This is a genomic window from Streptomyces sp. NPDC042364 (assembly GCF_056437585.1).
In genome coordinates this window covers 1-14,797 of sequence record NZ_JBWKAJ010000034.1, presented here as the reverse complement: position 1 = coordinate 14,797, position 14,797 = coordinate 1, and the positions used below count along the sequence as shown (strand labels likewise).

The 14,797-nt window shown below is 67.6% G+C and carries 8 protein-coding genes; 2 read left to right on the top strand and 6 right to left on the bottom strand.

The features are described 5' to 3' along the window. Positions 1–67: 67 nt before the first annotated feature. Together AC067N_RS37185 and AC067N_RS37180 are read left to right on the top strand one after the other, a co-directional pair. Positions 68–676 carry a hypothetical protein gene (locus tag AC067N_RS37185; RefSeq protein WP_143657753.1) on the top strand — a complete coding sequence of 203 codons (609 nt, stop codon included), beginning with the start codon at positions 68–70 and terminating at the stop codon, positions 674–676. Further along, on the top strand, positions 670–2,094 hold the full coding sequence (locus tag AC067N_RS37180; RefSeq protein WP_478683377.1) for a hypothetical protein: 1,425 nt from the start codon (positions 670–672) through the stop codon (positions 2,092–2,094). Before AC067N_RS37185 ends, AC067N_RS37180 begins: the two co-directional genes overlap by 7 nt. A 1,008-nt stretch (positions 2,095–3,102) precedes the next feature. Here AC067N_RS37180 and AC067N_RS37175 read toward each other — a convergent pair. From AC067N_RS37175 to AC067N_RS37150, 6 genes are all read right to left on the bottom strand, one after another. After that, complete coding sequence (locus tag AC067N_RS37175; protein ID WP_478683376.1) at positions 3,103–4,968, bottom strand: ATP-dependent nuclease; 1,866 nt, start codon at positions 4,966–4,968, stop codon at positions 3,103–3,105. A gap of 377 nt (positions 4,969–5,345) precedes the next feature. Continuing rightward, on the bottom strand, positions 5,346–5,555 hold the full coding sequence (locus AC067N_RS37170; RefSeq protein WP_033314519.1) for a hypothetical protein: 210 nt from the start codon (positions 5,553–5,555) through the stop codon (positions 5,346–5,348). 292 nt (positions 5,556–5,847) lie between these two features. Then, positions 5,848–9,027, bottom strand: coding sequence for a Helicase associated domain protein (locus AC067N_RS37165; RefSeq protein ID WP_478683375.1), 3,180 nt, complete (start codon positions 9,025–9,027; stop codon positions 5,848–5,850). A 111-nt stretch (positions 9,028–9,138) separates the two neighbouring features. Next, entirely contained in the window at positions 9,139–9,693 is a 555-nt protein-coding gene (gene tpg / locus AC067N_RS37160) for a telomere-protecting terminal protein Tpg (protein ID WP_478683374.1), read from the bottom strand. A gap of 5 nt (positions 9,694–9,698) precedes the next feature. Beyond that, a complete protein-coding gene (gene tap / locus AC067N_RS37155) occupies positions 9,699–11,795 on the bottom strand; it encodes a telomere-associated protein Tap (protein WP_478683373.1) in 2,097 nt (698 codons plus the stop codon). A 56-nt stretch (positions 11,796–11,851) separates the two neighbouring features. Continuing rightward, positions 11,852–14,230: a helicase associated domain-containing protein gene (locus tag AC067N_RS37150; protein ID WP_478683372.1), complete on the bottom strand. Its 2,379-nt coding sequence runs from the start codon at positions 14,228–14,230 to the stop codon at positions 11,852–11,854. Positions 14,231–14,797: the final 567 nt, after the last annotated feature.

Sequence of the window (14,797 nt, the reverse complement as noted above, 5' to 3'; positions counted from 1 at the left end):
GTCGGTGCGGCGGCGGATTGGCCCGTTCAAGCGCACCGTGATGATCTGATCGCACTAAGCTACGCACGTGGTGGTTGGCGAAGATGCTCAGGTGAAGGGCTTCTCGGGGGCCCGCAGAGCCAAGCAGTGGCTCGAGGGCACGATGCGTATCTTCGGCGCGTACGCGAACACGGACTCGGAGTCCTGCGGCCGCCGGCTGACGCTGTCCTGGCCGTACGGAGGCCGGACGTTCTCCTTCGATCTGGGTGGCGCCATGCGGGGCGACCCCTACCAGAACGACATGTTCTGCGCGGAGGTCAAGAACTACGCGCAACCCAGCGATCAGGGAACCCAGTTCGACGAGTTCCTCGCCAAGTGCTACGTCGCAGCCCAGGCCCAGCACCACCTCAGCGACCACTTCATGTGGATCACCTGGGCACCCTTCCGCGCGAACTCCTGGTCCACCCTCAACTCACCCAGCCAGGTGGAGACCGCGGTCCTTCAGCACAGCAGCCGCGTTTTCGGCACCAGCGACACCGAGGAAGCCCGAAAACTCCTGGACGTTGAACTCGCCCAGTCGGTCGCCGCACGCCTGTGGCTGATCGTGCTCTCGGACAAGCAGGAAACCCTTCTGCCGCTCAAGGACTGGGCAGCCATCGTCGCCGCCGAACTCACCCGCAGAGAGGGCTCGTGGTGAACCTCGTCGAACAGTCGATCTCCCAGGCCATGGACGAGCCCGACGACCGGATGATGTTCACCCGGGTCAAAGACATCGTCGCCCGCCACCTGCGCCGCATGGACCCCGGCGCCACCATCACCAAGACCGAGTTCTTCAACCACACCCATGTCCCCGACATGGTCCTCGAATGGCCCGGCAGACCCCGCACACCGCGCCGGTTCATCTACCTGCGCACCACATCCGACCAGCGCGAGCTCGAGGACGACCTGCAGCGCCTTCCCCGTGCCGACCGGCCGGTGCTCCTGGCGCTCGGTCAACTGCCCACCGAACGGCAGCAAGGAGATTTTCCCTCGCTGCCCGGCAGCAGCACCGCGCTGCTCCTCGACGCTTCCGCACTCGGCGCACTCCAACCGGCCGACGACTCTCCCGGCATCCCCCGTCTGGTGTCCCGCTCCGTTCTCGAAGGCGGCCGCGGCACCCTCGACAAAGCGGCGACCGAGGAGTTCCTGAACACGGTCGTTCAGGGAGCCGAGGCCGCCCGTGCGGGAGAACGCGTTCCCACCCGCGACGCCGTCGACGCCCTCACCGCACGGATGACCACCGACGTCGCCGACCGGATGTCGACCTTCCTCGCCGCGCTCTGGCAGGGCGGCGGATCCACGCTCGCCAGCTTCCCAGCGCCCCAGCGAGGCGTCGGCCATCTCGACGAGACGGCCCTGATGTACCTGCTGGAATCCGAGGACATCACCGACTCCGCATTCTGGAACCGGGTCGTCCGCATGATCAGCCTCCCTATCCTGCTGCGCACCCCGGCCGCCGGCACCGGCAACCTTCAGCACCTGATGCGTGAGGCGATCCAGCTCTGGACCAGCCGCGTCTGCATGATCGTGCCCGGCATGGCTGACGCGAACATCAGCCCGTGGCGCTGGGCGGTGAAGGCCGGCCAGCTGATCCTGCAGACCCCGCGTTTCCATGTGCTTGTTGCCCAGTCCCGGCGCCAGCTCCCGCAGGGACAGGAGCACGATCTGCCCCGCCTCGACGAGGTGAGGAACAGGGCCGACCGCTTCGGCATCCCGTTGACCTCTCTTCGCATGGTCGTCACGGACCGCCACGTCGGATACGGCGGCCCCGGAGACGACATCTCCCACGACGCCCAACTCGACGGCATCAGCGACGCGCTGGGACAGGCCGAGGGAGTCATCGAGGCCGATGCCCGCATCCCTTCCGGCGAGACTCTCCAGTGCCTGTTCGGCACCGGCATCGCCAGCGCTCGCGGCGCACGTACCCAGGTACCGCTGGACGCCCTCCTCGGCACAACGACACGCTTGCTCTCTGATCTCTCAAGCGACGAAGCCGAGAAGATCACCCAGCTCCTCGGCGCCCAAGGCCCACCCCCCGACCAGCCATGGAGTCAGCCCAGCTTCGACGACGTATAGGACATGCGAGGGGCCGTCGGCAGCGCTGTAGGCAATGGCAGAACCCGGTGAGGGCAGGCAACGGCACCGAAGCTCCTCCGGGAAGCTGACCGTCAGACACAAGGCGAGGCCACCTCACCGCCCTGCGTTGATCGGCCGGCGGCCGTGTCTTCACCCACGAGCCGCCCAAGACCCTCAATAGGGCGGATCGGACTTCCTGCTGAAGCCGCTGAAGACGACCGAGGCCGTGGCCCAGAAACTCGGGATCACTCAGCGGTCTGTGGAGCGCTACCGCACCGGCGAGCGCAAACAGCCGTCCAGGGCCATCGCTGGCCGTGTCGACGTGGCGGTTCGAGCTCCGTTGGCAGCACCGCGTCCGCGACCGGCGCCGCAAGCAGGCTGTGATCCGTAACGGGAGCACCGGGGAGGCCCGCGCTCGCTTCGGCTGCATCACGTCCGTCGGCACCACCGACGACGGACGTCTGCGCCGCATCACCGTCCGCCTGTCGGCCGAGTACGCCCGGCGCCCATTCGACGCCCAGCGGGGGCAACGCTGCTCAGATCACATATGAGGTCATTGCTGAGGGTATCCAGGAGGTGTCCTTCAAGGACCACGGGAACCGTGCTGAACAGCTTGAGGTCGAGTTCACCGACATCGACTACTGATCTCTCAGGGGAGCGGTGTTCGGTCTGCGGCATACGGTCTGGAGGCGTCGCGCGGGGGGCTGGTTGTTTCCGGGCGGTACCAGCTTGCTGGGGCTCTGCTCCCGCTCTGCCGATTGTCAGTGCTGCGTGGGACTCTTTGAGTAGGTCACCGGCACAACGAGCGGAGAGTACTGAGGTGCATGCTATGGCTGTCCGTGTTCGCCATTCAGGCCCCCCTGCGCCGTCTGGATGCCGGTGGTGCGGTGAGGAGAAGAGCCGGCATGGTCGGCGCTGGGCGTCGTCTGTGGGTGTGCACTCATGGGAGGAGCCCACCCGAGAGCAGCGTCTGAGCCGGATGCGAGCCCGCCGTGCACTGCGCCTGACTCAGCTTTCCTCGGGCCAGTAGGCCAGTCCGGCTTCACGGGCTACCTTGATTGCGTCCTCGAACGACTTCACTAGCGCGGGCGGGACGTCGGAGGGCTTGCGCAGCCGACGAGTCAACTCGACGACCATGCTCTCCTTCTTACGCGGAGCCTGCTCGGAGTGCTGGTACAGCAGGCTGTGAAGCGACTTGCTGAACTTGCCGCTGCTGCGCAGGTCTGCGACATCCTTGGGTGTCCACTGCTGCTCGTCCTTGCGAGGCCATTCGGCGTTCATGGTGTCGGCCCACTGATCGTCGCTGAAGACGTCCTCCAGTTCGTTCGGGTCTCCGAGGAAGAGGCAGTCTTTCTCGGAGAAACCGTACTTCTCCAAACGATTGAGGCTGAACTCCTTTTCCTTGTCGCGGATAGAGTCGCCGTCGACCAGGAACACGACGGTGCGCTTGTGCTTCTTGAGGAATTTGGCGAAGTTGAGGGCGCCGTCGTTGCCGCCGCAGTCCCACAGTGCGATGCCCGCGGACTGGATCGGGTAGCCGAACGCCAGCTTGAACAGTGCCGGCAGAGCCGCGTACTCGGTGGGGCCCTCGACACCGACGAAACACCGTTCGTGCAGGAGGACACTGTTGCGGAAGCCCAGGGAAACCGCCATGTTCGACAGAAAGCGCCGGGTGTCCTCGTCGGTGTCCTCTGCGCCGAGCGACTGTACGTAGGCTCGTCCGTCCCTGCTATTGAGATGCACGATGTCCTGGATGTCGACACCGTCGATCAGGTTCAGGGAATGGGTGGCAACGATCACGGTGGACTGAGCGGCGGACGCCGACACCTTGATCATGTCCATGATGCGACGCTGGTGCTCATAGTCGAGGTGCGTGTCGGGCTCGTCATAAGCGATGATCACACCGCCTGTGACGCCGTCTTCCGCTGCTTCCGACAGAAGCTGCTGGCTGGCCTCCCAGAGCGCCAGCGAAATCCGGCGGGACCGGCCGGCCCCGGCCGCAGCCAGTGACACGGCCCGCTGACCCGGTGCCGCAGCGGTCATTGAGACGCCACTGACAGTCGGCCGGAACTGCACGGTCGGCTCCAGCGAGAAGGAGTCGAAGCCGCATCGTTCCTCGACCAATTTCTGCAGGCGGGCGGCATCGTCCTTGAGCAGGCCGGAAAAATCGGTTTCCAGATCGGTGATCTTCTGCCGGGTCTCCTCGCGCAGGGTGTACTCGCGCAACTTCGCCGTCAGGATGCTGCGGACCACGGTGTCGGGAGTCTCCGCAGCATCGCCCCGGAAATAGAGGAGCTGAGGCAGGGCGCTGACGACGTGCTCGGGCGCCTGCGCCCAACCGGCAACCGTCGGGGCTGAGGCCGCATGCTCCTCGAGAACCTCGGTCCAGCTCGCTTTGACGTTCGGCTGGCCCTCACGCAACTTGACGCCTACATCGGAGGCGAGGCTGCGGAGCTCGGACGCCTTCAGGGAGGAGATGTTCCGTAGCGCGGGGTTCTGCGGCACCTGCGCCAGCCACTCAAGTGAGACGCCTTCGCCTTCCACGTGCCGACGGCGCACCTGGATGGAAGAGGGGAGACCCAGGGCCTTCTTCTCGGCGTCGGACAGGTCGAACCGGCCTTCCACCGTCACCGCGATCGGCTCCGCGGCGTCCTCGTCCGATGGCAGGGCAGCGCGCGCGGGTTCACTCTCGGCAAACTGAGAGATGTCACTGTCCGCGAGAGGGCGCTCGCCGAGCAGGAAAGCGATGGCGTCCAGAGTCGCTGTCTTCCCGCAGTCGTTGTGCCCCGTCAGGATGGTCTGTTTGTGGATCGGGATGCCCTGGACGTCGCCCAGCGAGCGGAAGTTGGTGACGCTGAGTTCGACGAGTCGCACAATGCTCCCTTGCTGTACGGCACGGACACGCGGGTGGCCAGCAGCCGTCAACGCGCCGTTGAAACACACCACTTCGGGACGAGGTGGGAAAACTCTAGCGTCTGGTGAGGCATGGGAGAGCTGGGATCCCAACGTTGCAGAGGGCGCGTCAACGTAGGAGAGCGACCGAAGATCCCATCCCGGCCGACGGGAGCGTCTCCGGCCGTGATGGGAGGGCTGGTCTGATGCTTTTGGCAGCGGTGCGGCCCGGGAATCGAGGCGAAACGTCGCGCCCAGAAGCCTCTGGGGGCGTGGAGCAGTCCATCCTCAGGCGGCCTTTCCGGGAACGGCGATGGTGTGACTGCCTGAGGATGGAACTGGTGCTCGGGTGTGGTTGCTCAGTCCTGGTCGCCGTTCAGGCCGCTGCGATTGGTGATGGCCGCGACGATGGCGCGAGCGTGGTTGGTGATGGCGCGCAGGTGGTCGGTGACCGTGGTGGCGGCTTTCTTGGCGCGGGTGCCGCAGGGCGCGGTTGCGTTCGAGGCGAGCGCGATGAGTCCGAGGCATCCGAGGAGCGTGGGCAGGAGGCTGCCGATGGTGTTGAGCACAGGGGTTTTCCCCTCCAGCTTGACGTGATGTTGAGGCGTGCCGGGCGCCGCGGCACGCCGTCAAGACTGGTGGGAACTCGTGGAGGCGGGCAACTTGCATTCCTGCAGGTCATGCCCTTAACGCGAGGGGTGGGCCGGTAGGTTGCCCACCAAGAATTGGTGGGCAACCTACCGGCCCACCCCTGCGGCCAGGGCATGGGCACGCCGTGCTCAAAAATGTGTGATGCAGCTCACGTCGTGAGTTGATGGTTCGTCACGCATGGTCGCTGACCGGCTTGTTGGACACCCGATCTCATCCAGTGACGCCGGTGTCAGTGAGCAGTTGTTGTTGGCCGGGGTGGAGAGTGCTCCATTGACTACGTTGGGCGTTGGCCCACCGTTGGAGTGTGTCGGGGAGGGGCTCGTTGCCCCTGATCGTGGCGCGGTATTGCTGCCAGGTGCGGTGCCAGGTGTAGGGCCAGGGTGGGTTCCACCACGGGTCCAGGCTGGTGAGAGCGGCTACGGTGGTGGCGGAGAGGGTGCCGGCGCGGGCTTTGCGGCGTTGCTGGCTCAGCCATTGGCCGAGGGGGAAGCCAGCTTGTCGGGTGTGCTTGTCGGGGGTGAGGTGGCCGTGCTGGGCGGCGTAGGCGTGTGCGTGGTGGAGTCCGGGGCTGGCGGGGTAGGAGCGTGTGGCCGGGGCGGGTCGTTTGCCTACGACGGTGTGGGGTGTGATGCCGAGGGTGGTCAGGAGGTCCTGCTGGCCTGGGTGGAGATGTTCCCAGGAATCCTGCTGGACACGGATCCAGTGGCAAAGACCTCGGGGGAGGTTCGTGGTCGGTACGCCGTCGGCACCTGTAGCTGCTGTGCGGAGGCGGTGGTAGGCCTGCTGCCATTGCAGGGGCCAGGGCGGGTTCCACCACGGATCGATCATGGTCAGGGCTTCGGCACGGGTGGGGGAGAGGCGGCCCTGGCGGGCGCGTCGTCGTTGCCAGGCCAGCCACTTCCCCAGCTCGAACCCGTCCAGGACGGTGCTGGCGGGCGCGGCGATATGGCCGTACGCGGCGGCGTAGACGCGAGCTTGCGCGAGAGCGGTGTCCAGGAGACCGGGCTCGGTGCGGGAAGCTGGTGGTTGGGCGGCTCGGGCTGTTTCGGCGGTGATGCCGATCTTGGTCAGCAGGCGGTGCTGTTCGGGGTGGAGTCTGCTGTAGTCGGTGCACTGGCGCCTCAGCCAGCTGGCCAGCTCCTTCTCAAGATCCTCAATGCCGATACCACCACTGCTGTCGGCTGCGGACGCGGACTCTGACCGCTTCCGTACGCGGCTCCAATTGCGTTGCCACTCCAAGGACCAGGTCGGGTTCCACCAGGGGTGGAGCGCTGCGAGGAGTGTGCTGACCGGCCATGTCCCGCCTGTACTGCGACGGTGCTCCCGCGCCTGGCGGCGCTGTTCGCTCAGCCACCGGCCCAGCGGAAACCCCTCAAGGCAAGCCTTTTGGGGCGTGGCGAGGTGGCCGTGTGCGGCGGCGTACGTGCGTGCGTGGGCCAGCCCGGGGCCCGTACCGCAGAGCCGGGCGATGATCTCGTGGGGGCGAGCGGCGGCGGTCTCGGCGGTGATGCCGATCTCCGCCAGCAGATGCTGCTGCGGGGGATGCAACTGCTTGTAGCCGGTGCACTGTACGGACAGCCACGTGGCCCAGCCGTCACTGCCGTCCGGCCAGCCCTCTTCTGCAGCCCCTTGGTGCCGGTCTTGGGCATGAGTGCGGATCCGGTGCCAGGTTCGCTGCCACGCCAAGGGCCACGGCGGGTTCCACCACACGTCGATTGCGTCGAGCATCTGAAGGTGCGCTGGTTCGTCCTGGCGGCGGGTGAGGCAACGCTGGGCAGCGAGCCACTTCCCGAGCAAAAACCCCTGGTACGAGACGTTCTTGGTGGCCAGGGCCAGGCATCCGTGTTCGGCGACGAAGGCACGCGCACAGGCAACAGCCGTATCGATGCCCGCGGTCCGGCTCGTTCGGCGCGGGCGTGCGCTGCCGGCGGCCTGGGCCGTGATGCCGATGTCGGCCAGCAGACGGCGCTGTTCGGGGTGGAGTGAGTTGTAGTCGGTGCACTGCAGGTACAGCCACTCCCCGGTCAGCACGTGGGTGTCGGGGAAGCCGTCGGCGGCGTTGAGGGGGCCGTGGCGTCTGACGTGGTCGCGGGCGCGGTAGTAGGAGCGCTGCCACTTCACCGACCAGGGGATGTTCCACCACGGATCCACCTCCTTCAGGGCAGCGGCCTTTTCTTCAGGCAGGGCCAAGGCGTGGGACTGCTGGTTGTGCACCCATTTCCCCAGGGAGAAGGAACCGACTCGCGTGTCGCGTCGGGTGGCGAGGTGGCCGTGCTGGGCGGCGTAGGTACGCGCGTGGGCCAGGCCGGCGGCGAAGGCCCCGTCGGCGTGCACGCTGTGGCCCCGCAGCCGTTTCTGAGCCGGCAGACCCTCTGTGCCCGCGGTCTGCCGACGCTGGTAGCCCGCGAGAACGTCGGCGAGAGGCCGGGGCCGGAGCGCCAAGGGGACCTGCCACAGCCGCTGTTCGGCGTCTCCACGGCCGCCCTTGGTACGGATGCACTGGTACGTCCAGGCAAACAGCGGTCCGTGGGTGCAGGCGGCCAGACGCTCGGTGAGCCACGATCGCCGCAGGCGATGGCCCAGCTCGCTGGGCACGCAGGGCACATCAGCCAACCGGTAGGGGAGGTGACCATCACCGTCAGCCGCGACACGGAGCCGCCAGGCCCGGCTGGCCAGAAGCGTGGCGAGGGCGACGGTCTCGGGGTAGGTGACCAGATCCCGCGCCAGGATCCGCCACCGCTGCGGATCCTCGCCCGCAGGCATGGCCGCCTCCAGCCGCATCGCCCACAGGCGTTCCTCGGGCCACTTCTGCGCCCACCACGAGGCGGTGACCGCCTCAGCAACCTCGAATGCCGAAGCAGCGACGGGGGAGCGGCGCAGCAGCCTGCGGTGATCGGCCTGCGCCTGGACCACCTCCGGGCATCCGGCCAGCCCCACGACACGGCCCCCGCTGCCAGGCACGCCCATCAGCCAGCACCGGTGGCGTGGGCAGACTCGCTGGTGCGTCGCCAGGTACAGCCGGGCTGGTGCAACGCGGCCGGTCCGTGCAGCCACACAGCCCGGGCACGCCGGACCCCAGGCAGCAACCGTCTCCACCCCGTTGTGGAGCCGCGCCGCCGGTCTCTCCGTCGAGGGGCCCAGCGGCTCCTCCCGCGTCCAGGCCGGCAGCGCACGGCGTATGTCCACCTGCGGCACACGGCACAGCGCCGCGACCCGGTCCCGGGCCGCGGCGTTCAAGAACACCTCACTGTCGCCCTGCAGAGCCCCGACGACGCTCTGCTGGCCGGCCACTTCGGTGACCGACGACAGCAGACTCCGCACCGTCAGCCCGTACCTGTCCGCGATCCGCCCCAGGAACGACAGCGTCATCTCACCCTGCAGGGGAGCCACCCGAAAGGCACCCGAGGCCAGCAACAGCTTCCCCACCCATCCCGTCGCGTGTGACAGCTATCGTGCTTCGGCTCACCCGAGCCGGGGCCGGGCCTGCGAGCCGGGGCTGGGTCAGTAGTCGAGGTCGAGGTAGTCGATGTCGTTGAGGGTGACGTCGGAGAGTCCCATGGCGCGGTTTCCGCCGTCTTGGAAGTAGATGTCTTTGAAGCCTTCGGCGATGATCTGGCGCATCTGCTGGTCGGTGGCTCCGGCGTCGCGGGCGTCGAACAGACGTTGCGCGTAGTGCGCGGGGAGGCGGACGGTGAGGCGGCGGAAGCGTCCGTCGTCTGTCGTGCCGATCGGCGCGGTGTAGCCGAACCGGGCGCGGGTCTCGACCGTGATCCCGGTCGTGGCGGCCTGCTTGCGCCGGCGTTTGCGGACCTGGGGCTGCCAGCGCCGCCGCACGGCATCGTCGATCCTCGCGGCGATGCCCTTCGGCGGGTGCTTACGTTCGCCCTTGCGGTAACGCTCCACCGACCGCTGGCTGACCCCGATCTCCGCCGCGACGGCTTTGGTGGTCTTGAGTTGCTTGATCAGGAAGTTGATGCGGGCCTGGAGGGTCTTGGGTGGCTGGCGGGTGAAGGCTTCCCGGTCGGCGCGTTCGATGGCGTCGTCGATCTCTCCCACAGCGCCTACTCGCCTTCGTCCAGGACAGCGTCGCCGCCCTTGATGTGACGGGCCGGGTTGAGGCCCTGTTCCATGAGGTCGACCGCCCACAGCATCGACTGAACGCCCTCCAGCTTTGCCAGGCCAGGTGTGGGCCCGAGGCGGAAGGCACCGGGCTGGGGCTTGCCGGAGGCGGCGTAGGGCAGGAAGTCGAGCGGGCTGTCGCCCGGTGAGGGGTAGACGACGCAGTCGGACAGCACGGCGAGCGGGTACAGACCCGTCATCGTGGCCATGTTGCGCATCTTGCGGTGCATGTTGACCCGGGCCTTGGAGATGACGGCGGCGCGGATGTCGGGGCGCCAGGTGGGGCGCTGCAGGGCCGGCCACCGCTCGCCCTCCTTGTAGCGCTTGCCCTGCGGGCGTTCGCGGAGTTTGCCGATGCCGCCCTTGATGGTGGCCTTGATGGCAGCCAGTACCGCCGCCAGGGCCGGGTCGACGTCCTTGTGCCGCTCCATCGCCGCCAGGAACTCCGCGTCGGTCAGGTCCTTGGTGACGCCGAGGTCGGCGAGGGTGTCGACGTAGGCGGTCTTGAGGCGGTCGTGCCACGGGTCCAGGTAGGCGCCGGTCTCGCGGCGCAGGTACGCCTCCATAGGCTGGACGTTGTAGCCGAGTTCCTGGGCGTAGGCGACGGTGTGTGTCTGGTACCAGGCCGGGCCCGTGGGCCGGGTGCCGTCCGGTGTGAACGGTGAGGGCAGGCGCGGGTCCACCTCGATGTGCGAGAGGTCGACCAGCCAGCTCCCGGGGATCTTTGGGTTGAAGGCCGGGGCGTGGAAGTGGTCGGGGGCGGACAGGCCGACGACCAGGCGGGCCGCGGCGGCGAGGAAGGCGGTGTTGAGGTCCAGGCCGACCGCGTACGGCAGCGTGCACTCCTCATCCGTCAGCAGGCTGACCTCGCGCACCCACTGATACGCCTCCTCATTGAGGAAGCCACCGGTCCAGCCGCTGTCCACGACCACGGGGTGCTCAGCGGTTGCCTCCGGCGGCGCGGGGTCCATCGGCTCCGTCCCGAGGCTGCCGGGGTTGTGGCCGGGCACCCAATTCCCGGTCGCTTCGTCGCGCACCGCGCGGGTGGGCGGGCGCAGCGCCGTCATCAGCTCCAGTCCGGACACGGCCGCCGACCCGCGCGGGGTGATGACCCGGGTGGCGTACACACCGAGGACGCGCGCGACGTCGGCCGGCTCCATCTCCGTAACGCCGGGCCACGACCGGGGGTCGAGCGCGTCCCAGGACAGGATCGCCAGCTGCACGCACTGCCGCTCGCGGCCCTGGGCCTTGCGGTAGATCCTTGCCCAGGGGCCGAACCCGCGCTGGGTGAGCCGCCACTTGGCTTTCACCACCTGCTTGACCACAGGGTGGTCCTCCGGCAGGCGCAGAGAGCGGCGCTGTTCGTGGCCTTCCAGGCGCTCGGGCAGCCCGAGCTTCACGGCGGCCGCGGCGGTGAGGACGATCAGCGGGTCGCTGTCCTTGCCGTTGCGGTGCAGGCGCGGTGCTCCGAGGCCGGACTCGCGCAGCGTCCACTCCACCAGCTCGGGCACGGTGGTCGCGGGGCAGTCCAGCACGATTCCGTCCACGCCGTACGCGCAGCCGTCGCCGTCCAGCACCGCGAGGGGCCCGTGCGGGAAGCGCAGGTCGGCTGCGGGCTGCGCCGCCTTCTTCGTGGCCGGACGCCGCGATGCCGCAGCGGGCCGGACGGCGGGGCGCGCCGGCGCCGCAGCCGGAACGGCGGGAGCCTGCAGGGCATCTGCCGTCTCCACCCTGGACGCACCCGCTTCGGTAGACGCCGCGGCAACCGAGACTGTCGGAGCTGCGCCAGGGGCGGGGTACTTCGCCGCCCACCCGTTCAGCAGCCGCTGGTATGCCTCCAGGCGTGGCGACTTCGGCTCGCTACGGCCGTTCTCCCAGTTCTTCACTGACTGGGTCGTGGTCTTCAACGCGGTGGCGAGGCGGGCCTGGGTGATACCGGCGGCCTCACGCAGCCGGGCACGCTCCGCCGGAGGCGGCAGGTGCGGCTCCTCGTTCAACAGAGCGTCGACGGACGCGAACAGCTCTTCCTCAGAGGCCATGACCCTGTACCCTCACTTCAGGCAGGCATTGCTTAACCACAAATTTATCCCGTTCCTTAGCCTTCATGGGCCCACTCCAGCCCTTGCGCGGCGAGTGCAGAGAGCTTGTCGGTGGTGAGCTTCGCGCGGCGGCTTTTCTGGTTCATGATCCACACTCCAAGCCGGACCTCGGCCCCGTCCTCCAGTAGCTCTACATGGGGCCTGGGGACCTTCACAGAGCCTGTGCGGGCTCTGTACTGCGCGAGGGCCGCCACGCCCCGCTCGAACGTCGTGGAAGCCCTTGTGGGCTCCTCCGGCGCTGGGGCGAGCGGTGTGATGCCGAGCTGCTCCAGGCGCTCGCGCTGTCCGTCGGTCAGGGCCTGCCAGACCTTCGGTGTCCGCTGCCGGGCCAGCCACTTGCCGATGTCCATGCCGTGGACCGTGACGCCAGGCAGGACTTCCGCCTGGCCCTCTTCCTCGGCCACCAGTCCGCGCAGTGCGGCGTAGTGCCGCTGCCAGTCGGCCGGCCACGGCGGGTTCCAGTCCTCGTCGACCTCCTTGAGCGCTGTCGCCCACGCGGGGTGGCCGTCCAACGCACCCGCGCGGCGCAAATTGCTCAACCACTGTCCTACCGGTCTGGACAGGGCCACTGCGGACCTCGGAGCGCAGAGAGTCCAGCGCTGGTCGTAGTACGCCTTCGCGGCCTCCAGGTTCTCCTGGAACCGCTCATCGGCCAGGGACCAGACCATGCCCAGCTTCTCCAGCCGCCGGGCACGCAGGCCGCTTATCTGCCCCGCGCCGTAGGCCCGTCGCTGTTCCGCCACCCATGATCCAAGAGGGTATGCGCCCTCTTTATGACCATATGGGACTCTGGCATGCTGCTCACGCTCCGTGAACTTCTTCAGCGCCGCCCAGCCCCTCGCCCAGTCTTGCTTCTCCGTGTCGATCACATTGAAGCTGACCCAGTCCGCGACCATCACTGGGTCACGCGGAGCCGCGAAACGGAGCAACAGACGAGATTCTTCCTCGCCTTCCTCGGGCGCAGAGCCGATGTTCACGGACGGCTGCGCCACGTCCTTCTGCGGCTCCTGCGGAATCGCTAGCAATTCCACGGCCTCTTCATCATGAGCCCGAAGACCTTCGAGTACCTTCACCAAAGGCCGATACGATGCCGAGGTGAACATGTCTTCCGGCTTCTCTCCCGGCTGGAGAAAAACCGGCACGATCAAAGAAGCCAATTTCCCCTGCCCCGGCTTCTGCCGCAAAGCACGTCCGATGGCCTGCACGATGTCGTGAGGCGCCCCCTTCGGGTCCAACAGGGCCACACTGTCCACGGCCCTGATATCGACACCCTCACCCAGGACACGACAGTTCGACAGCACCGCACGCCAGGCGGTGGAGCCGAACTCACCCAACACGCCGCGCCGGCGCTCCGGGACGTGCTCCCCGCACAGCCAGTCCGCCCAGATCTTCGCCGGGTACTTCTCCGGCTGATCGGCGTGCAGCTTCGCCGCCACACGCTCCAGGCCCTCCGCATACGCCTGTGCCTCCATCGTCCGATGGTGGAAGGTGATGCACGTCTGAAGGCTGTGCTGCGCCATCGTGTGCAGCAGCGCGGCCTGCAAGGCTCCCAGCCGCTGCCCCCGCACTTCCTCGCTGCGCCGCTCCTCACCCATCAGCTTCTCCGGGGTGACGACCGGGTCCTGGAGCTCCAGCACGATGATTTGGTACCGCGCCAGCAGACCGCGCGAGACAGCCGACGCCAGGCTGAGCTTGTACAGGACGGGCCCGAAGACCTTCTCGTCGTCCATCGAGGCCGCCATCTCGCGCGGCAGCGGATCCCGCACCCCCTCGGCAACCTCCCAGTTGGGCCGCTCCTGCCAGATCCGCGGCGTCGCCGTCAGATACAGGCGACGGTGCGCCGGGATGACGGTCTGGTCGTGGATGTCCGCCCACGCCTTACCCATCGAGCCACTTGTCCGGTGCGCCTCATCGACCACGGCGAGGTCCACCGGGGCCAACTGCTGGCCGTAGACGCCCTCGAAAGCCTCCGCCAGCACGCCCAGCGACGCGTACGTCGCGTAGATGGTGACGGGCCCCTGGCCGTGCCACAGCGCCAGCTGCACAGGGTTAGTGGTGGAGCGCACCTTCAGGTTCCACAGCTCTGGGTCGTCCTGGAGCGAGCACACGGCAACCGCCGGCCCCTTGTGCCCGGCCTCGTGCCACGCCTTCACCGTCTGCGCCAGGAGATCCAGCGTCGGCACCAAGACGAGAATGCGCCCCTTCGGCGCAAGCCGTTTAGCCGACGCGGCAGCAATAATCGTCTTTCCGGTGCCGCACGCAGCGTGCACCTGCCCGCGCAAGCCATTCCAGGGAATACCGCCCGGCGGGATATCGAGACCGCGCACGATGGCGGCAACGGCTTCGATCTGGTGGTCACGCAGCTTCACGGCCATGCCCCGTGGTCTCCTTCTCGCGGAATGTGGCGCATATGAAAGGGATTCCCCGCGCGGTGGCTGCGTCCCGGGGGTGTGGTGTCTGTCCCCAGACTCTACACAGTGCATCACAGTGATGCACCATCCTTGAGACAACTTCCACCACCAGAGTGATGCATGGCCGATTCTCACTCTGTAGCGGCCGGTTGTCCTGTATGCTGGTGGAGCGTTGTGTAGGTTTCCTGTTCGGGTCTTGCGAGTTGAGGAGGGGTTAGGGTGGAGCGCAGCGGAGCCCGTTACTGCGGTAGGGCCGGCACATGTCGAGCCGACGACCCGTCACCTCCGTTATAGAGGTAGCGGCTGGGATTTCCAGTAGCTACACAGTCCCGCGCGTGATGCACCCCCTCTTGCTGCCAGCCTCGGCACCCGCGCTTGCGCGGGTGCGCTCAATTCGCGCGTGCGCGAATTGACGTCCTGTCAAATTCCGCTTGCGGAATTTAATTCCCGCGCTTGCGCGGGAATTTGGCGAAGCGTCAGCGGAGCCGTTCCCTATGCAGCGCGCCAGCGCTGCATATCCCGCTCCGCGGG